The organism is Micromonospora sp. DT227, from assembly GCF_049841835.1.
Classification (GTDB): Bacteria; Actinomycetota; Actinomycetes; order Mycobacteriales; family Micromonosporaceae; genus Micromonospora.
The window spans coordinates 557,764-577,281 of record NZ_JBNCLA010000001.1; the positions used below are offsets into that span (position 1 = coordinate 557,764).

General features: G+C 73.1%; 16 protein-coding genes. 8 read left to right on the forward strand and 8 right to left on the reverse strand.

Translation table 11 applies throughout. From position 1 onward, the window contains the following. Positions 1-42: 42 nt before the first annotated feature. The 4 genes from ACLQ2W_RS02805 to ACLQ2W_RS02820 all read right to left on the reverse strand — a co-directional run bounded on the left by ACLQ2W_RS02805 (position 43) and on the right by ACLQ2W_RS02820 (position 6,748). Complete coding sequence (locus tag ACLQ2W_RS02805) at positions 43-825, reverse strand: DedA family protein (RefSeq protein WP_425785997.1); 783 nt, start codon at positions 823-825, stop codon at positions 43-45. A gap of 138 nt (positions 826-963) precedes the next feature. Next, on the reverse strand, positions 964-3,480 hold the full coding sequence (locus ACLQ2W_RS02810) for a polynucleotide kinase-phosphatase (protein WP_425785102.1): 2,517 nt from the start codon (positions 3,478-3,480) through the stop codon (positions 964-966). Continuing rightward, positions 3,477-4,946 (reverse strand): 3' terminal RNA ribose 2'-O-methyltransferase Hen1, encoded by a 1,470-nt coding sequence (locus ACLQ2W_RS02815; RefSeq protein ID WP_425785103.1) that lies wholly within the window; start codon positions 4,944-4,946, stop codon positions 3,477-3,479. Before ACLQ2W_RS02815 ends, ACLQ2W_RS02810 begins: the two co-directional genes overlap by 4 nt. 230 nt (positions 4,947-5,176) lie before the next feature. Then, on the reverse strand, positions 5,177-6,748 hold the full coding sequence (locus tag ACLQ2W_RS02820; RefSeq protein WP_425785104.1) for an LPXTG cell wall anchor domain-containing protein: 1,572 nt from the start codon (positions 6,746-6,748) through the stop codon (positions 5,177-5,179). Between the two features lie 168 nt (positions 6,749-6,916). On the opposite strand from ACLQ2W_RS02820, the gene ACLQ2W_RS02825 reads away from it, so the two are divergent. Further along, entirely contained in the window at positions 6,917-7,402 is a 486-nt protein-coding gene (locus ACLQ2W_RS02825; RefSeq protein ID WP_425785105.1) for a SigE family RNA polymerase sigma factor, read from the forward strand. Next, entirely contained in the window at positions 7,399-8,445 is a 1,047-nt protein-coding gene (locus ACLQ2W_RS02830; RefSeq protein ID WP_425785106.1) for an LCP family protein, read from the forward strand. The genes ACLQ2W_RS02825 and ACLQ2W_RS02830 overlap by 4 nt, the downstream gene beginning before the upstream one ends. Positions 8,446-8,451: 6 nt before the next feature. On the opposite strand, the gene ACLQ2W_RS02835 is transcribed toward ACLQ2W_RS02830, so the two are convergent. Beyond that, positions 8,452-8,664, reverse strand: coding sequence for a hypothetical protein (locus ACLQ2W_RS02835; RefSeq protein ID WP_405091894.1), 213 nt, complete (start codon positions 8,662-8,664; stop codon positions 8,452-8,454). A 136-nt stretch (positions 8,665-8,800) separates the two neighbouring features. On the opposite strand from ACLQ2W_RS02835, the gene ACLQ2W_RS02840 reads away from it, so the two are divergent. Both ACLQ2W_RS02840 and fbaA read left to right on the forward strand, forming a co-directional pair. Continuing rightward, positions 8,801-9,184, forward strand: coding sequence for a phage holin family protein (locus ACLQ2W_RS02840; RefSeq protein WP_425785107.1), 384 nt, complete (start codon positions 8,801-8,803; stop codon positions 9,182-9,184). 135 nt (positions 9,185-9,319) lie between these two features. Next, positions 9,320-10,342 carry a class II fructose-bisphosphate aldolase gene (fbaA, locus tag ACLQ2W_RS02845; RefSeq protein ID WP_107162635.1) on the forward strand — a complete coding sequence of 341 codons (1,023 nt, stop codon included), beginning with the start codon at positions 9,320-9,322 and terminating at the stop codon, positions 10,340-10,342. A gap of 67 nt (positions 10,343-10,409) precedes the next feature. Here fbaA and ACLQ2W_RS02850 read toward each other — a convergent pair whose 3' ends face one another. After that, positions 10,410-11,621, reverse strand: coding sequence for an LOG family protein (locus ACLQ2W_RS02850; RefSeq protein ID WP_425785108.1), 1,212 nt, complete (start codon positions 11,619-11,621; stop codon positions 10,410-10,412). A 259-nt stretch (positions 11,622-11,880) separates the two neighbouring features. Here ACLQ2W_RS02850 and ACLQ2W_RS02855 point away from each other — a divergent pair, with 259 nt between their 5' ends. Next, the gene (locus ACLQ2W_RS02855) at positions 11,881-12,309 is read left to right on the forward strand and encodes a DUF3151 domain-containing protein (RefSeq protein WP_107162633.1); all 429 of its coding nucleotides are present in this window, start codon (positions 11,881-11,883) and stop codon (positions 12,307-12,309) included. Between the two features lie 48 nt (positions 12,310-12,357). On the opposite strand, the gene ACLQ2W_RS02860 is transcribed toward ACLQ2W_RS02855, so the two are convergent. Further along, positions 12,358-14,553 (reverse strand): chromosome partitioning protein, encoded by a 2,196-nt coding sequence (locus ACLQ2W_RS02860; protein ID WP_425785109.1) that lies wholly within the window; start codon positions 14,551-14,553, stop codon positions 12,358-12,360. Between the two features lie 74 nt (positions 14,554-14,627). Continuing rightward, the gene (locus ACLQ2W_RS02865) at positions 14,628-15,626 is read right to left on the reverse strand and encodes a diacylglycerol kinase family protein (protein ID WP_425785110.1); all 999 of its coding nucleotides are present in this window, start codon (positions 15,624-15,626) and stop codon (positions 14,628-14,630) included. A gap of 122 nt (positions 15,627-15,748) precedes the next feature. Here ACLQ2W_RS02865 and ACLQ2W_RS02870 point away from each other — a divergent pair, with 122 nt between their 5' ends. The 3 genes from ACLQ2W_RS02870 to purD all read left to right on the forward strand — a co-directional run bounded on the left by ACLQ2W_RS02870 (position 15,749) and on the right by purD (position 19,510). Then, on the forward strand, positions 15,749-17,038 hold the full coding sequence (locus ACLQ2W_RS02870) for an adenylosuccinate synthase (protein ID WP_405091898.1): 1,290 nt from the start codon (positions 15,749-15,751) through the stop codon (positions 17,036-17,038). 202 nt (positions 17,039-17,240) lie between these two features. After that, positions 17,241-18,179, forward strand: a complete 939-nt coding sequence (locus tag ACLQ2W_RS02875) for a type IV toxin-antitoxin system AbiEi family antitoxin domain-containing protein (RefSeq protein ID WP_425785111.1) — start codon at positions 17,241-17,243, stop codon at positions 18,177-18,179. Positions 18,180-18,262: 83 nt separating this feature from the next. Next, entirely contained in the window at positions 18,263-19,510 is a 1,248-nt protein-coding gene (gene purD, locus ACLQ2W_RS02880) for a phosphoribosylamine--glycine ligase (protein WP_425785112.1), read from the forward strand. Positions 19,511-19,518: the final 8 nt, after the last annotated feature.

Consider the following 19,518-nt stretch of genomic DNA (forward strand, 5'->3'; position numbering starts at 1 on the left):
CGGCCCCCGCCCGGGGGCCGGCCTTCGGTGTGTCCGAACCGGTCAGCGGCGGTGCTGGCCGCCGTGCCCGTGCGGGTGGTCGTCGCCGTCGAGGGCGTCCCGGGCGGCGTCCACGGCGCCGGCCGCGGTCGCCGCGGCGATCACCGCGACCGCCTCGCCGCGCTTGCGCGCCCTCCGGTCGCGGAGGAACTCGAAGAAGATCGGCAGCACCGAGATCAGGATGATCAACGCGACGACCGGCAGGATGTACCTGTCGATCTTGTCGCCGATGGCGTCGTAGATCTGGCGGGCCAGCAGGTAGCCGATCAGCAGGATGCCGTCCACCCAGAGGACCGCGCCCACCACGTTCCACACGAAGAACTGCCGGGCCGGCATGCCGAGCACCCCGGCCACCGGGTTCAGGAACGTCCGCACGATCGGGATGAACCGGGCCAGCACCACGGCCTTGGCCGGGCCGAACTTCTGGAAGTAGTGCTCCGCCTTCGCCACGTACTCCCGCTTGAACAGCCGGGAGTTGGGCTTGTCGAACATGCGTCGGCCGTAGCGCGCGCCGAGCCAGTGCCCGAGCTGCGCGCCGGCGATCGCGCAGATCGGGCCGCCGATCATCAGCCCGGCCAGCGACAACCGGGTGCCGTTACCGAAGATGGCGTCGGCCACCGGCGAGGCGGCCACCCCGGCCAGGAAGAGCAGCGAGTCACCCGGGAAGAAGAAGCCGACCAGCAGACCGGTCTCGGCGAACAGGATCGCCCAGACGCCGATCATCCCGAAGGTGTGGATGAGGTCCTTCGGGTCGAGCGGGTTCAACGCCACGTTCTCGGAGATCATCCGGGTCTTCTCTGCTGTGTCCACGGCCACATAGGGTACCCGTCCACCCCCCACCCCCGGCCCGCCCCCGCTTTTTCCCGGAAAGAGTGGCCATTCGCCCGTCGATGGGCCCGCTTTCCGGGAAACCGCGGGGGTAGGTCAGAGGCGCGGGTCGACCGGCTCGGACTCGCAGGCGAGGATCGCGAACACCAGTTCGTGACGACGCCAGAGCGGAGCGTCCTCGGCGAGCGCGTCCAGGGCGGCCAGGCCCAGGCCGTGCTCCCGCAGGGCCAGGCCGCGCTTGCGGCCCAGCGAACGCTTGCGCAGCGCGGCGAGCTGCGCCGGCTCGGTGTACCCGGGACCGTAGATGATCCGCAGGTACTCCCGACCCCGGCACTTGATTCCGGGCTGGAGCAACGAGCCCTTCGGCGACCGGGCGGCCAGGCCGGCGTATGGCTTGACCACCATGCCCTCGCCACCGGCGGCGGTCAGCGCCAGCCACCAGTCGGTGGCCGCCGACACCGCCACCTCGTCGGCCAGCTCCACCACCAGCCGCCGGGTCGGCGTGAAGAACTCCGGGTCGGCCGTGCGGAGCCGGTCCGCCAGCGCCAGATGCCAGCCGTGGTCGCGGTCCGCGTAGCTCGTCCCGGCACCGGCCAGCACCGCGAACGGGGCCAGCGTGACGCCGCGCAACCCGTCCGTCGGACCGACGTACGCCCGGTACGCCGCCGAGTACGCCGTCACCTCGGCGGCCCGCTCGGCCATCCGCGCCCGCAACCCGTCCACCGGCAGCCCGCGCCCGGCCGCCGAGTCCAGCGTGGCCAGCACCGCCGGCAGCGCCGCCCGGCCGGCCGCGCCCACGCTGGCGTACTGCTCGCGGATCAGGCCGCCCGCCTTCGCCGACCAGGGCAGCAGCTCCGTGTCGAGCAGCAGCCAGTCGGTGTCCAGCTCGGCCCAGAGACCGGCGGTGGTGACCGCGGCGCGCACCCGGGCCAGCAGCTCGTCGTCGAGCGGCGGGGAGAAGAACGGCCGGCCGGTACGCGTGTGCACCGCTCCGCCGCCGAACCGGCCCGGCTCCCGTTCCACAAGCACCACGGCGCGGGAGCCCATGTGCTTCTCCTCGCACACCACCCGGTCGACACCGGCCGCGCGGTAGTCGGCGAACGCCTGCGCCGGATGCTCCAGGAACCCCGCCACGGTCGACGTGGAGCAGGGCGCCATGGTCGGCGGCAGCCACACCAGCCGGCCCGGGTCCAGCGCGTACCGGCTCATCACCTCCAGCGCGGCGGCGGCGTTCTCGGCCGGCACGGTCAGCGACCCGTACGCGTGGGTCAGGTGCCGCCGACCGGTCACGTCCGCCACGTCCAGCACGGTGTCCGGCCGCGCCGGGGCGGGCGGGACCAGCGGGCGGGCCGGGGCGTACCACTCCCGCTCCGCCGGGACCGCCACCAGCTCCTTCTCCGGGTAGCGCAGCGCGGTCAGCTTGCCCCCGAACACGCAGCCGGTGTCCAGGCAGATCGTGTTGTTGACCCACTCCGGCTCCGGCGTCGGGGTGTGCCCGTACACGACCATCGCCGAACCCCGGTAGTCGCGCGCCCACGGGTAACGCACCGGCAGGCCGTACTCGTCGGTCTCACCGGTCGTCTCGCCGTAGAGCGCGAACGACCGTACCCGGCCGGACGCCCGGCCGTGGTACGCCTCCTTCAGGCCGGCGTGCGCCACCACCAGCCGGCCGCCGTCCAGCACGTAGTGGCTGACCAGGCCGTCGATGAACGCCTCCGCCCCGGCGACGAACTCCGCCGGCTCCGCGGCGAGCTGCGCCATCGTCTCGGCCAGGCCGTGGGTGAGCCGCACGTCCCGGCCGCGCAGCTTGCGCAGCAGCTTCTGCTCGTGGTTGCCCGGCACGCAGATCGCGTGGCCGGCCGCCACCATGCCCATCACCAGGCGGAGCACGCCGGGCGAGTCCGGGCCGCGGTCCACCAGGTCACCCACGAAGACCGCGGTACGCCCCGACGGGTGCGACGCGTCCACCGGGCGGCCCGCGTCGTCGCGGCGCAGCGCGTAACCGAGTCGGGACAGCAGCGCCTCCAGCTCGGCGCGGCAGCCGTGCACGTCCCCGACGATGTCGAACGGGCCGGTCAGCTCCCGCCGGTCGTTGAACAGCTTCTCGTAGCGGACCTCGGCCGCGTCGATCTCCTCGACCCCGTGCAGCACGTGCACCTTGCGGAAGCCCTCCCGGGCCAGCCGCCCGTACGACTGCCGCAGGTCACGCCGCATCCGGGTGAGCACCTGCCGGCCGTGCGTCCGGTCGGCGCGCGCCTCGGTGCGTTCCCAGGCCACCGTCTCCGGCACGTCCAGCACGATCGCCACCGGCAGCACGTCGTGCTCCCGGGCCACCCGGATCAGCCCGGCCCGAGCGTGCGGCTGGAGGTTCGTCGCGTCCACCACGGTCAGCCGACCGCGCCGCAGCCGGATGCCGGCCACGTGGTGCAGCGCGTCGAACGCGTCGGCGGACGCCGACTGGTCGTTCTCGTCGTCGGCGACGAGACCACGGAACATGTCCGAGGAGAGCACCTGGCTGGGCGCGAAGTGCCGGCGGGCGAACGTGGACTTGCCGGCGCCGGAGACGCCGACCAGCGCCACCAGCGCCAGCTCGGGAATGTCCAGGACGGTCATCGGCTCGTCTCCTCCTTCCGGTCGTCGCGGTCGTTTCGGGTGAAGACCGCCAGCTGGGTCGGGGTGCCCACCTCGGGGTCGTCGTCGTCGCCGACGCCGCCGAGCGTGGCGGTGTAGCCGTGCGCCGCCGCCACCCGGGCCACCCAGGCCGCGAACTCCGCCCGGGTCCACTCGAACCGATGGTCGGCGTGCCGGAACCGGCCCGGCCCGAGCCCCTCGTAGCGGACGTTGTACTCCACGTTCGGGGTGGTCACGACCACCGTGCCCGGTCGGGCGTGGCCGAACACCGCGTCCTCCAGCGCCGGCAGCCGGGGCGGGTCGAGATGCTCGACCACCTCCATCAACACCGCCGCGTCGTACCCGCGCAGCCGGTCGTCCCGGTACGTCAGCGCCGACTGCCGCAGGTGGATGCGGTCCCGCTGCCGCTCCGGCAGCCGGTCCAGCCGCAGCCGACGGGCCGCCATGGCGAGCGACCGGTCGGCCACGTCGACGCCCACCACCTCGGTGAACCGCCGGTCGGCGGCCAGCGTGGTGAGCAGCGCACCACCACCGCAGCCCAGGTCCAGCACCCGGCTCGCGCCACTGTCGCGCAACGCGGCGAGCACCGCCTCCCGTCGGCGTACCGCCAGCGAGGCGCGACGCGGGTCGGCGTCCCCGGCCGGCGCGTCCCCGGCGGCGCCCGGGTCGACGCTGTCGTCGGCGGGCGGCTCGTCGGCCAGGCGCAGCTCGGCCAGGCGGGCCAGCGCCGCGCCGGCCAGGGCCCGGCGGTGCGCCAGGTAGCGGCGGGTGATCAGGCCCCGCTCCGGGTGGTCGACCAGCCAGCCGGAGCCGGCCCGCAGCAGCTTGTCCACCTCGTCCGGGGCGACCCAGTAGTGCTTGGCGTCGTCAAGTACCGGCAGCAGCACGTACAAATGGTTGAGGGCGTCGGCGAGTCGCAGCGTCCCGGTCAGCGTCAGGTCGACGTAGCGGCTGTCACCCCAGTCCGGGTACGTCTCGTCGAGCGGGACCGGGGTGGCCGTCACGGTCCAGCCGAGCGGGGCGAAGACGCGTACCGCCAGCTCGGCACCGCCCCGGCAGCGCAGCACCGGCACCCGTACGGTCAGCGGGAGGTCGGTGGCGGCCAGTTCGGGGCGGTCCCGGGACTCGCCGCGCAGCGCCGAACGGAACACCTTGGTCAGCGCCGAGGAGAGCAGGCTGGAGGCGGCGTACGGGCGGTCGTTGACGTACTGCCCGAGCGTGAAGCCCTCCGGGGAGGTCGACTGCCGGCGGCCCCGGCCCCCGCCCAGCTTCAGCGGGTCCACCTCGACCAGCAGCGCCGCCGTGCACCGCGCCTCGTCCGCCTCCGGGTAGAACACGTGCGCGGTGCCGGCGGGCAGGTCGAAGCTCTGCACGCGGTCCGGGTGCTTGACGAGGAGGTGGCCGAGGTCGGTGGCGGGGTGGTGGGTCGTGGTGAGGGTCAGCAGCACTTGGTTGATGTTCCTTGATCTTTGCCTTGGTGTCGTGGGGGTTTCCGGGGGAGCCCGACCCGCTCCGGGGCGGTCAGGCTTGATCCCTGCGCGGGTCGGGCTCCCCCGGAAACCCTGTCGTTGTCGGTCTCCGTCGGACCGTGCTGCTTTGTGGGTCTTCTTTGTGGTGCTCTGGATGTGGCGGTGCCCCGCCGACCGGTGTGGTCGGCGGGGCACCCGGGGTGGTTCGGTCAGGCGACGAAGCGGGTCTTGCGGCGGCGGGCCACCACGTAGCCGCCGAAGCCGGCGGCGAGCAGCAGCGCGCCGATGCCGGCGATCAGGCCGGTGGAGGAACCGGTGATCGGCAGCGTGCCGCCGTCACCGCCACCCTGGCCGCCGTCGCCACCCGCGGCGGCGTTCACGACGACCTTGGCGCTGTCGTTGGCCGGCTTCTGGTCACGGTAGAAACCGCCGTCGCACTCACACGGCACGTTGATCTTCACGAGCCCGGTGTCGTTGGCGATCACCTTGTCGATCTTCAGGCCGAAGTCGAGCGTGACGGTCTGGCCGGCCTTCAGGAACGAGTCGAAGTAGCAGCGGTAGTGACGCGCACCCGGCTGGCCGGGCTCACCCCACTCGTCGCCCTTCACCGGGAAGCAGTTCTCCGGGACCGCCACCGTGGTCGTGCCCTTCGGCACGTCGAAGGTCAGGTAGGTGACCGAGCTGCCGGAGCGGCTGTAGTCGAGCGTCGCCGGGCCGTTGTTGCGCAGGCCCACGGTCGCCTTGACCGTCGCGCCGGCCGCGCCGGACACCGAGGAGCCGAGCGCCTCGAGGTCGGTGCCGTTGTTGCCGGTCACCGTCACCTGGAGGTTCGTGCCGTTGTTCTCCGGCCGCGGGTCGGCCTGGAAACCACGCGCGCTGGCCTTGCCGCCGGCCTCGGCCAGGGTCAGCTTGCCGTCGGTGCCCGGCTTGCCGACGGTCACGTCGTAGTTGTCGAGGTAGCTCTCGAAGTCCTCGAACTCGTTCGGGGTCATCCAGATGACCTCGCCGTACTTGAAGCCCGGTGCCAGGGTGTCCGCGCCCAGGGCGTACGGCAACGTGGCCCCGAAGGTGCTGCCGGCCGGCAGTTCCTCGTCGAAGCGGCAGGTGCGCAGCTCGTCACCCACGTAGGTGCAGTTGCTGTAGTGCTTGGTGGAGTTCAGCCCGTAGTCGTTGTAGAAGACGACGGTGGCGCCCTTGGCGGTGGTCTCGCCCGCGTTGCTGACCTTCAGCGGTGCGGTGAAGGTCTTGCCGGGCGCGACCGACACGGCGGTCTCCGGACCGGCCGCCAGGTCGACACCCTCGCCGACGCGCACCTTGGCGTCGTGCGAGACGGCGTCGAAGCCGTTCGCCGACAACGTCACCTTGATCGTGCCGGAGTCGCCGTCCTTGGCCTTGTCGGTGGCCTTGATCTGCACCGGGAAGATCCCGCCCAGACCCCACTCGTCCACCTCGACCTCCCAGGGCGAGGTGCAGACCAGCACGTTCGCGGAGGGCGAGGCGCAGTCGGCGAAGGTGTCCTCCTCCTCCGCGACGGTCACCTTGCCGGCCAGGCCGGTGAAGTCGTAGCGCACGGTGAGGTCGTTCAGCACGGTCGGGGCCGAGCTGTGGATGGTGCTGTACTCGATCTTGCCGTCGGAACCGGTCGCGACCGTCGTGTCGCCGAAGTAGACGCCCAGCGCGATCTGCGGAGCGGCGGCGACGGCAGGGGTGGCGGAGGCGGCGACGAACGCGCCTGCGACGCCCAACCCGGCGAGCCAGCGCCGGGTGGAGTGGCTGAGCATGTAGGGGGTCCTCCCGTGGGGATGATCAGGTGGAGCCCGTGGAGCTTAAAGATTCCTTAAGCCGGGCCGTTGCCCCGAACGGCGAACATTGACCGAACGGTTGATCACCACCGCCGCAATGTTCGGTGCCCCCGTGCCCGTCTATCGATCGGGACACCGGGAGGTGCAGTGACGTACGAGGAGTTCGTCGACGCGCGGCTGGGCGCGCTGCTGCGGTACGCGGTCATGTTGACCGGCGACCCGCACCAGGCCCAGGACCTGGTGCAGGAGACCATGGTCCGGGTCCAGCTCCACTGGCGACGGGTGGCCCGCGCCGACGCGCCGGAACGGTACGTGCGCCGGATGCTCACCAACCAGTTCGTGGACTGGCGGCGCGGCTCCTGGGCCCGCCGGGTGCTGCTGCGTGGCGAGCCGGACGACGCGGTGCCCGCGCCCGCCGACCACGCCCAGTCCGCGGTGGACCGGGACCAGGTCTGGTCCTGGCTGTCCCGGCTGCCCAGACGGCAGCGCGCCGCGCTGGTGCTGCGCTACTACGAGGACCTGTCCGACGCGGAGATCGCCGACGTGCTCGGCTGCGCCGTCGGCACCGTCCGGTCCAGCATCTCGCGCGCCCTGGCCACGCTCCGAGCCGAACACCTGGAGGTCTGCTCATGATCGAGGACGAGCTGCGGGCCGCGTTCGCCCGGTACGAGGCGCTGACGCCGTCCACCGGCCCGGTCCGGGCCGCCATCGACCGGGCGGTGGCCCGTCGACGTCGACGCCGTCGGCGGGTACGCCTGGCCGGCACCGCGCTGGCGGTGGCCGCCGTCGCGCTCGTCGGCTTCACCGTGGTGGCGCCCCGACCACCGCAGCCCACGCCGCTCGCCACCGCCGCGCCGTCGCCGCCCCCCGGCACCGCGCTGAACGTGCTGCTGCTCGGCCTGGACCAGGCGGACGCCAGCCGGCGGGCCGACTCGATCGTGCTGGTGCACGTGCCGGCCGACCAGAGCCGGCTCTACCTCGTGTCCATCCCGCGTGACCTGCTCGTGCCGATGCCCGCCGGCGGGACGGACAAGCTCAGCGCGACCTTCGCCCTGGGCGCCGGGTCGGGTGACCTGGCGGCCGGCTACCGGGCCACCCGCCAGGCGGTCACCCGGCTGACCGGGGCGCCGGTGGACGCCGGGGCGGTGCTCACCTACCAGACCACCCGGACGCTCACCGACGCGGTCGGCGGCGTACCGGTCTGCCTGCCGGCGGCGGTGCGCTCGGTGCACACCGACCGGCGCTTCCCGGCCGGCTGTCAGCGGCTCGACGGCGCGCAGGCGGTGGACCTGCTCCGACAGCGGTACGGCCTGCGCGAGGCCGTGCTGGACCGGGAACGCAACGCGCTCCGGTACGCGGCCGGCCTGCTCCGCCAGATACGCGAGCAGGGGATCACGAGCGATCCGGTACGCCTCGGCCGGCTGGTCGGCCAGGTCGGACCGGCCCTGACCACGGACACCGGTGACCTGTCCCTGCCGGCGCTGCTCTCCGTGGTCGTTCGGGCGGGCACCGCCGACCCGGTCGCGCTCGGCCTGCCGGTCCGCTACCAGGAGTGGACGGCGCGCGGCTTCGAACCGGACCCGACACTCGTCGACGGCTTCCTGGACGCGTTGCGTGGCGACCGGCTGGCCGGCTGGAGCGCCGCCCACCCGGCGCAGGTCGTCAGCCTGCGCTGACCAGCGTCAGCGGTAGTCGTCCTCGTCGGCGCTCACCACGCGGGCCTGCTCCATGGCGTCCCAGTCGGCGACCTCCAGGCCCCGGTGCGGCTCACCGTCGGTGTCGTCGAGGGTGGCCGGGGCGGCCTGCTCGACCGCGTCGGCCGGCTCCGCCTCGGGGTCCCGTTCCTCCGGAGCGAGGTGGTCGCTCGGGGCGAAGTCCTCGTCGGGCTGTCCCATCGTCCCTCCCTGCGTCTCGTTCCGACCGTGTCCCCACCACCGTACGGGCTGGTCGGGGCCACCGCTCGGAGCCGGGCGAAGCGCGGAGTCGGCGATTGCGCCTCCCCGGGCGCGCGGCCGGTGCCAGGATGGAGGCGTGGGCTTCCTCATCCGGCTGGCGATCACCGCGGTCGCGCTGTGGGTGACCACGCTGATCGTGCCCGGGGTGCAGGTCGCCGGCCGCAACGGCGGCAACACGGTGTTCACGCTGATCGTGGTGGCGCTCGTCTTCGGCGTGGTCAACGCGGTGCTCAAGCCGCTCATCAAGGTGTTCGGCTGCGTGTTCTACCTGCTCACGCTCGGTCTGTTCGCGCTCGTGGTGAACGCGCTGCTGTTCCTGCTGACCGACTGGATCGCCGGCGTGCTGCGCCTGCCGTTCCACGTCGACGGCTTCTGGGCCGCCTTCTGGGGGGCCATCGTGGTGTCGGTGGTGAGCTGGCTGATCAGCGTCGCCGTGCCGGACCGTCTGGAGGAACGGTGAGCGGTGGTGCCCGGGTCGGTTGTGTCCCGCGTTCGCTTCTACGGGATACTGCCCGCGGTGGACAGCGCGGTCCGGCGCACCCGAGGAAAGACGACGGCCTGTACGGCCGAGAGCGGTAAGTAAGGAGCGTTCGACATGCCCATCGCTTCCCCCGAGGCTTACGCGGAGATGCTGGACCGGGCCAAGGCCGGCCGGTACGCGTACCCCGCGATCAACGTGACCTCCTCCCAGACGCTGAACGCGGCGCTCAAGGGCTTCGCCGACGCGGAGAGCGACGGCATCATCCAGGTCTCCACCGGTGGCGCGGAATACCTGTCCGGCCCGTCGGTCAAGGACATGGTGACCGGCGCGACCGCGTTCGCCGCGTACGCGCACGAGGTGGCCAAGAAGTACCCGGTGAACATCGCGCTGCACACCGACCACTGCCCGAAGGACAAGCTGGACAAATTCGTCCGGCCGCTGATGGCCATCTCCCAGGAGCGGGTCAAGAACGGCCAGGAGCCGCTGTTCCAGTCGCACATGTGGGACGGCTCGGCCGTGCCGGTGGCGGAGAACCTGGAGATCGCCGAGCAGCTCCTCGCCGAGGCCGCCAAGGGCAAGATCGTCCTGGAGATCGAGGTCGGCGTCGTCGGTGGCGAGGAGGACGGCGTCGAGAACGCCATCAACGACAAGCTCTACACCACCGTGGACGACGGCCTGGCCATGGTCGAGGCGCTCGGCCTGGGCGAGAAGGGCCGCTACATGGCGGCGCTGACCTTCGGCAACGTGCACGGCGTCTACAAGCCGGGCAACGTGAAGCTCCGTCCCGAGGTGCTCAAGCAGATCCAGGACGCGGTCGGCGCCAAGTACGGCAAGGACAAGCCGCTCAGCCTGGTCTTCCACGGTGGCTCCGGCTCGCTGCTGGAGGAGATCCGGGAGGCGCTGGACTACGGCGTGGTGAAGATGAACATCGACACCGACACGCAGTACGCCTTCACCCGCCCGGTCGCGGACCACATGCTGCGCAACTACGACGGCGTGCTGAAGATCGACGGCGAGGTCGGCAACAAGAAGCAGTACGACCCGCGGGCGTGGGGCAAGCTGGCCGAGGCCGGCCTGGCCGCCCGCGTGGTCGAGGCCTGCGAGCACCTGCGCTCCACCGGCACCCGGATGAAGTGACGCCCCGCATGTGAGAAGGGGCCCCTTCTCTACCGCAGGCGTTAAAAGGGGGCCCCTCCTTGCACGGTCAGCGCACGAGGAGCGAGACGGCCTCGCGGGCGTCGTCGGTGAGGTGGATCGTGCGGGACAGGTCGCCGAACGGGGACGCGGCGAACAACGGCCGCAGCAGCGACTCCACCGGCAGTTCCGTGGTCCAGAACGCGCGGTCGAGGAAGACGTACGCGCCGCTGGCCCCGTCGGTGCCGTAGAACGTCTTGGTGGCGGCCTGGAACACCTCCTGCACGGTGCCGGCCCGGCCGGGCGCGAACACGATGCCGCCCCGGGCCAGGCGCAGGATGGTGTCCTCCCGGATGGCGTTGGAGAAATACTTGGCGATCCGGCCGGCGAACAGGTTCGCCGGTTCGTGGCCGTACAGCCAGGTGGGGATGGCCAGGCCGCCGGAGCGGGCCCACCCGGTGTCCGGCGCGGCCGGCCGGGGCGAGGGCAGCGACGGGCCGTCCGCGTACCGCTTGCGTACCGCCAGCGCCGCCGCCGTGTAGCGGTCGTGGTCGGTGAAGTCCGGCGCGGCGGCCAGCACGTCGATCGCGGCCGACAGCTCCTCGGCCGGCCAGGCCGCCAGGAACGCGCCGAGGTTCGCCGCCTCCATCACCCCCGGACCGCCGCCGGTCACCACCAGGCGGTCGGCCCGCGCCAGCTCCCAACCCAGCACCGCCGCCATCCGGTACGCGGCGCTGCCGCGCGGCACCGCGTGCCCACCCATCACGCCCACCACGGACTGCGGCCCGTGCACGGTCAGCCACGCCCGGGTCGCGTCGGCGAGCGCGTTGTCCACGCCGTGGTCGTGCAGCCGCTGACCGAGCGCCTCGCGGACGTCCGGCAGCGCGCCGCCGTGCGCCCGGAAGTGCGCGTACACCCGGGTGTCGTACATCTCGGCGAACCCGCCCTCGGCGAAGCCGGCGGCCAGGTCGTCGGCGGTGTAGAGGTGCGACGGCTGGGTCGGGTAGGGCAGCCCGGAGAACGGCGGCACGACGTTGGCGCCCCGACGGACCAGGTCCGCGCCCACCTCACGGTCGGCGAACCGGCAGCCCACGAAGAGCGTGCCGGCGACGTCGACGTCGCGCAGGTCCGGAACCGGATCAAGGTCGAGGCGGAGACCTTGCACGGTCAGGCCGGCGAGGGTCCCCCCGGCCAGCCGGTGATCGAACTCGGTCCGGGTCTGGACCTCGTCGACGTGGGGCGCGTGCGGCTCGATGACGTCCGCGGGTGGTGGGGTCGGCACCAGATCATCCTGCCCCGGCCGGGCAACCTCGCAAACCCGGGCGGTACGGACAGGAGCCCGGCGGGTGCGCCGCCGGGCTCCTGCGTAACCGGTCCTGGGGAGGCTCCGGACCTGTAGTTGTAGTGCAAGAACCACGGCGGCGGCATGGGCCGCGGGTACGTGTGGTCCCGCCGAGGCGTGACGAAACCCTCAGCCGTTCAGCCGACCGGCCGGCCGGCCCCCCTCGCGCGCGCCAGGGCGAAGCGGGTTGAATGGGGCGATGCAGAACCTGTTGCCAGAGCCACCGGCCACGCTGCTCCCGGTTTCCGAGGAGGCCGACGCCGCGCTCGCCGCCGCGGTCGAGCAGGGCACCGAAGAGGCGTACGCCGAGGTCGCAGCCCGCTTCCCGACCTACAGTGCGGCCTGGGCGTCGCTGGCCGGCCGCGCGCTCGCCGCGGGCCAGGTCGTCCCGGCGTACGCGTACGCCCGCACCGGCTACCACCGGGGCCTGGACCAGCTGCGCCGCAGCGGCTGGAAGGGCCACGGTCCGGTGCCCTGGTCGCACGCGCCCAACCAGGGCTTCCTCCGCTGCCTCTACGTGCTCTCCCGGGCCGCCGGTGAGATCGGCGAGGCGGACGAGGCGGCCCGCTGCGCCCAGTTCCTCCGCGACTGCGACCCGGCCGCCGGGGATGCGCTGGCCAGCGACTGATCCGTCCCGCGACGGCCGGCCCGGACCCGGGCCGGCCGTCGCGTCGTCCTACAGCCCTTCCGCCACCGACGCGGCGATCTTCAGCCAGGCGTCGCGGGTGGCGGCCGAGAGTTGGCCATAGCGCAACGGCTCGCCGGTGTCGATGAGCCGCTCGTACGGCGCCAGCAGCACCGCCCGGGTGCGGGCGGCGAAGTGGGCCTGGATGGCCGGCAGATCGATCTCCTTGCGCGACGGTGGCATCGAGACCACCGTGACCGCCTGCCGGACCAGCCGCTGCCGGCCGCTCTGCTCCAGATGGTCCAGCATCCGGGCGGCGGTCTCGGCCGAGTCGTTCCGCGCCGACATGGTGACCACCAACTGGTCGGTGGCGTCCATGGCGGCCTGCCAGTTCTGTGCCCGGACATTGTTCCCGGTGTCCACGAAGATCAGCTTGTAGAAGCGGCTGACCACGTCCCGGATCTCGGCGAACGCGGCGGCGGTCAGCATCTCGCCGCCGGTCGCCGACTCGTCCGAGGCGAGCACGTCGAACATCCCCTCGCCCTGCGAGCGGACGTACTGCGACAGGTCGCCGACGCGTCCCTGCGCACCCTGGAACTGGCCCAGGTCGCGCAGCATGTCCCGCACCGTACGGGCGTGGAAGTCCTGCTGCGCCCGCATGCCGAGGGTGCCCTGGGTCTCGTTGTTGTCCCAGGCCAGCACGTAACCACCGCGCTTCTGGCCGAACGTCATGGCGAGCAGCAGGATGGCCACCGTCTTGCCGGCGCCGCCCTTCGGGTTGACCACGGTCACCTGGCGCAGCCCGCCGAAGTTGCGGCGGACCATCTCGATGTCGCGCTTCATCTCCTGCTCGTGCCGGCCGGGCGCGAGTCGGACCAGCCCGATCCGGTTCACCACCGCGCGGACGCCCATGGTGGCCACCGGGTCGACCGGCCGGACCTGACGCCGCCGGGCGAAGTCCTCCGCCGTCGGCGGCACCACCTGCGGTGCAGGCCAGCCCTGCTCCGGGTACACCCCGGGCGGCACGGCCGGCTGACGCGCCGGCCCCGGCAACGGCGGGTACGCCGTCCCGACTGCCGGTGGGCCGGGCAACGGCGGGTACGCCGTCCCGACTGCCGGTGGGCCGGGCAGCGGGGGGTACGCCGTCCCGGTCGCCGGTGGGCCGGACGTCGGCGGCTGCGGCGGCTGTGCCGGCACACCCGGTTGCGGCATCCCGGCCGGTTGCGGCATCCCGGCGTGCGGCGACACCCCGGCCTGGGCCGACCTGACCGCCTGCGGCGGTACGTCACCGTGTGGCGGTACGCCGCCGTATGGCCGTGCTCCCGCCTGGACGGGCCCGCCGGCCGGGGACGGTCCGCTCGCCTCCTGTGGCGTTCCCGGCTGCGGCGGCGGCCATCCCGGCGGGTACCAACCCGGCTGGCCGGGCTGCGGCGGGTAGGTGACCGGCGGGTAGACCGTGCCGGTGCCGGTGCCGGTGCCCGTGCCGGGCGGCTGCTGCGGCAAGGGCACGCCCGGCGACGGCGGGAACGGGCCGAGCCGGGGCGGGGACTCCTCGGCCGGTACGCCCGCCCCGGCCGCCGGCTGCGGACCGTCCACGGGTGCCGAACCGACCGGAGCGGTAGCGGCCTCGACGGTGGCGCGCTGCGGTGGCTGCGCCCACGGTGACTCGGTCCGGCCGTTCGCCGGGGCGTCACCGCCACTGTTCACCCGCGTCGGGATCGGGGTTGGACCGACGTCGCCCACAGGCGCGGCGGTGGCCCCGGGGCCGGTCGCCGGAGCGGCGGGCCGGTCGTGCAGCGTCGCCGGCCGGTACGGATGCGCCGCCGGCCCGGCTCGATCGACGTCGGCCGTCGAGGCGGCCCACGCCGGAGCCGGCGGTCCACCCCGGCCCGGAACGGGCATCGGGGCGGCCTGCGGCGACGGGACCGGCGTGGCCTGCGGCGACGGGACCGGCGTGGCCTGCGGCGACGGGACCGGCGTGGCCTGCGGCGACGGGACCGGGGTGGCCTGTGGTGATGGGACCGGGGTGGCCTGTGGCGACGGGCTCGGGGTGGCCTGTGGTGACGGAACCGGGGCGTCGGCCGGCGGGAGGGGCCAAGGCGGCACGGCCGGCTGGGCCGGGGCCGCCCACGGCGGCGCGGTGACCACCCCGTCGATCTCCTCGGGCGGCCAGAGCGGCTCGATGTCCCGCTCCGGCACCTGCGGTCGGCCCGGTACGTGGGCCCGGTCGTCGTTCTCGTGCACCACGGTTCCTCCAGATCCCTCCCGCCGAGGATAGGCGGTCCGGCCAGCGGCGTGGCCCGGGCACGGATCGATCAGGGTCAGCCCGTCCAGACCGCCCAGGCGCCCGGCTCGGTCCACCAGGACCGTTTCCGGCTCAGTTCACCCTCGACGCCGTCGTCGAGGAAGGGCACCCGATCGTCCCGGGGCACGACCGCCACGGCCCGGCCCCGGGCCCGGCGTACCTCGAGCCGGACCTTCTTCCGGCCCAACGCGGATCGGGTGACCACGGGCACGGCCACGCCCACCGCGATCCGGCCGTCGGTCGGATCCGGGTCGGCCAGCAGCGTCACCTCGCCGAGGCGCGCGTACCCGCCGGCGTTGCCGATCGCGCACGCGGTGATCGGTTCGGTGCCGTCGCTGAGCACCGCGCCGTCGACCTCGACACGGGCCCGCCAGTGCAGTGGCCGCCCGGCGTCGTCGGCGGCGCCGAGCAGCGCGCCGTCGAGCGTCACCGAGCCGCCGTCGTTGCGCAGCAGGTCCAGTCGGCGTGCCGTGCCGTCCAGCACCGCCGTGGCCACCGCCGCCGGGTCACGCGGCAGCCCGAGCTGCGCGGCCAGGTCCCGCGCCGTCCCGGCCCGGGCCGGATCGAGCGGGAGTACGCCGACCGGGGGCAGGTCGGGCAGGGTGCGGTTCTCCGGCAGGTCGGCCGGGCGGCGGCTGGGCGGCGGAGCGTACCGGCGGACCAGCCGACGCAGCACGGCGCGCAACTGACCGTCACTGGCCGTGGCGACGATCAGCCGGGTCTTGCCGTCGGGGTCTGGCCAGGTGAGGCCGTCGGGGCGGGGCGGGCCGTCGAGGCGGGCCAGCACCTCGTCGATCTCCGCATCCGACCGGGCGGTCACCGTGGTCACCCGCGCGCCCCGGGCGGTCAACGCGTCCGCGCAGGCCAGCACCGGTACGCGCGGTGTCTCGCAGCGCTCCTCGCCGGCTGCCTCGACGGTCTCGTCCGCGCCACCACAGCAGGCTCCGCCGCTGCCACAGCCCGCACCGGGAGCGTCCCGCTCCGAGCCGAGGGTGAGCAGCACCACGTCGTACACGAACGAGCCTCCTGCTTCTCGACGAACCCCTGCCGGTCCCGCCGTCACTACTTGTTAGCCTGACACCCCGGGCTCGCCGACCGGTCGCCACCTGGCACCCGAGCCTTCTGGAGGCGGAGAAGATGCCAGCGATCGTGCTCCTCGGCGCCCAATGGGGCGACGAGGGCAAGGGCAAGGTTACCGACCTGCTGGGTGAGCGGGTCGACTACGTCGTGCGCTACTCCGGCGGGAACAACGCCGGCCACACCGTGATCACGCCGGACGGCCAGAAGTACGCGCTGCACCTGATGCCGTCCGGCGCGCTCTCGCCGAGCGCGATGATCGTCATCGGCAACGGCGTGGTGGTCGACCCGAAGGTGCTGCTGCAGGAGATCGACGGGCTCGCCGAGCGCGGCGTGGACGTCTCCCGGCTGCGCATCTCCGGCGACGCGCACCTGATCATGCCGCACCACCGGGCGCTGGACCGGGTGGTCGAGCGCTACCTGGGCAGCTCCCGGATCGGCACCACCGGCCGGGGCATCGGCCCGGCGTACGGCGACAAGGTCGCCCGGATGGGCATCCGGCTCCAGGATCTGCTCGACCCGGGCATCCTGCGCAAGAAGCTGGAGCTGGCGCTCCGGGAGAAGAACCAGACGCTGTTCAAGGTCTACAACCGCAAGGCGATCGACGTCGACGAGACCGTCGAGGAGTACCTCGCGTACGCCGAGCGGCTGCGGCCCTACATCGCCGAGACCCGGGTGATGCTCTGGGACGCGCTCGACCGCGGCGAGACCGTGCTGCTGGAGGGCGCCCAGGCCACCATGCTCGACATGGACCACGGCACGTATCCGTTCGTCACCTCGTCGAACCCGACCGCCGGTGGGGCGTGCGTGGGCGCCGGCATCCCGCCGACCGCGATCACCAAGGTCATCGCGGTGAGCAAGGCGTACACCACCCGGGTCGGCTCCGGCCCGTTCCCGACCGAGCTGTTCGACGACAACGGGCAGCACCTGCGCAAGGTCGGCCACGAGTACGGCACCACCACCGGTCGGGAGCGCCGGTGCGGCTGGTTCGACGCCGTGGTGGCCCGGTACGCCTGCCGCCTGAACGGCGTCACCGACCTGGTGGTGACCAAGCTGGACGTGTTGACCGGCCTGCCCAAGGTGCCGATCTGCGTCGGGTACGAGATCAACGGCGAGCGTTTCGACGACATGCCGATGACGCAGACCGACTTCCACCACGCCACGCCGATCTACGAAGAGCTCGACGGCTGGTGGGAGGACATCACCAAGGCGAGGACCGAGGACGAGCTCCCCGAGAACGCGAGGCGCTACATAGCCCGCATCGAGGAGCTGACCAACACCCGGGTGAGCGTCGTAGGCGTAGGCCCCGGCCGCGAGGAAAACGTCCTCCGCCACCCCCTCCTCCCCTAACCCCCCCCACCCCCCACCCCACCCACCCCACCCTCACTGCGTCGATCATGAAGTTAGCGGCCGATTTGTAGATCCACATCGCCGCCAACTTCATGATCGACGGGGCGGGGGAGCGAAGTCGGCGACCGGTGGTTGTCCACAGGGTGGGGAGGGTTTTCCACAGGGGCTTTTCGCGGGGCTTGGTCGCCGGGAGGCTCGGTGGGTGGAACGTGAGTTGGTGCTCGGGCGAATTGCCGGGGAACAGGGTGGCGTCGTCACTCGGGAGCAGGCGCTGAGTGTCGGATTCAGTCGACATGAGATCGACAATCTCCTCACCTCCGGTCGATGGCGACGGCTGGCTCGCGCGACGTATGCCGTGCGGCCCTCCTCCGGGTCGGCCACCCGGGAACGACATTGCGCGATTCGGGCTGCGGTGCTGTCCTCGGGACCGGAGGCGCACGCCGTTCTCGCTACCGCCGCTGAACTGCACGGGATCGCGGGCCTCCCGCGAACGCCTGCCATCCACGTCGCCTTACCAGGCGACGCCGCCCGACCGGCGCGCGTCCGGGATCGCGTCGTCGTCCTGCACCAGTTCGAGCATGCCGCCGGCGACCTGACGTCGGTCGACGGCATCCCGGTGACCGTCCCCGTGCGGACACTTGCGGATCTGATCCTCCGGGAGCGCCGATACGCCGCCGTCGCGCTGCTCGACTCGGCGCTGAACCGCGGGAAGCTCAGCGAGGACGAGTTCGGTTCCATCCCTGCCCTGATCGCGGGTCGGCGAGGTGCGGTGGCTGCACGCACCTACCTGGCCGAGGCGAACGGCGCGGCGCAGTCGCCGCTCGAGACACGTACCCGGCTCCGCTGTGTCGACGGCGGCGTCCCACCGGACGCCCTCCAGGTCGAGGTGCGTGACACCGATGGCTATCTGCTCGGCATCGGAGACATGGGCTGGCGGGCCGCCCGGGTGATCGCCGAGGCGGACGGCCGGGAGCCGCACAGCGCTCCCGACGCGCTCTTCGACGATCGGCGACGCCAGAACCGCCTGGCCAACGCCGGCTGGGCCGTGCTCCGTTTCACCTGGCCCGACACCCTCCGCCCCGACTACATCCCGCAGGTGGTCCGCCAGGCCCTGACCGCCCGGACCACGCGTCGATCATGAGGTTGGCGGCATTTTCGATCTCACATCCTGCCGCCAACCTCATGATCAACGGGGTGGGGTGGTGGGGTCAGTAGGATGCGGTCGTGCGGGTTCTTCTTGTGGGTGGTGGGGGGCGGGAGCATGCGCTCGCGCTCGGGTTGGCCGGTGACCCGGCCGTCGAGGCGCTTGTCGCGGCACCGGGGAATCCGGGGATCGCGGAGGTCGCCGCGCTGCGGGAGGTGACCCCCACCGATCCGGCCGCGGTGTCCGCGCTCGCCGTCGAGCTGGCGGCCGACCTGGTGATCATCGGTCCGGAGGCGCCGCTGGTGGCCGGCGTCGCCGACGCGGTACGCGCCAAGGGCATCGCGGTGTTCGGCCCCGGCGCGGAGGCGGCCCGGCTGGAGGGCTCGAAGACGTTCGCGAAGGACGTGATGACCGCCGCCGGCGTGCCGACCGCCCGCGCGTACACCTGCGTCGACGCGGCCGAGGTGGCGCGGGCGCTGGACGAGTTCGGCGCGCCCTACGTGGTGAAGGACGACGGGCTCGCCGCCGGCAAGGGCGTGGTGGTCACCGACGACCGGGCGCTCGCCGAGCGACACGCCGCCGAGTGCGGCCGGGTGGTGATCGAGGAGTTCCTCGACGGTCCCGAGGTTTCGCTCTTCGTGGTCACCGACGGCGACGCGGCGCTGCCGTTGCTGCCGGCGCAGGACTTCAAGCGCGTCGGCGACGGCGACACCGGGCCGAACACCGGCGGCATGGGCGCGTACGCGCCGCTGCCGTGGGCGCCGGCGGGCCTGGTCGACGACGTGATGCGCGACGTGGTGCACCCGACGCTGGCCGAGTTGCGCCGCCGGGGCACCCCGTTCGCCGGCCTGCTCTACGTGGGCCTGGCGATCACCGCGAAGGGTCCTCGCGTGATCGAGTTCAACGCGCGCTTCGGCGACCCGGAGACGCAGGTGGTGCTCGCCCTGCTGGAGACGCCGTTGGCCGGGCTGCTGCACGCCGCCGCCACCGGCACCCTGGGCGCGCACCCGCCGCTGCGGTGGCGCGACGGCGCGGCGGTCACCGTCGTGGTCGCGGCCGAGGGCTACCCGGCGGGCCCGCGTACCGGTGATGTGATCACCGGCGCGGACCGCGCCGGGATCATCCACGCCGGCACCCGCCGCGACGCCGACGGCACGTTGCGCTCCGCGGGCGGCCGGGTCCTCTGCGGTACGGCCACCGGCCCGGACCTGGCCGCCGCGCGCGACGCCGCCTACGCGCTGGTACGCGGCGTCGAGCTGGCCGGCGCCCACCACCGCACCGACATCGCGGCGACGGCGGTGGACGGCCGGATCACGATCCCGGGCTGACCGGGGGC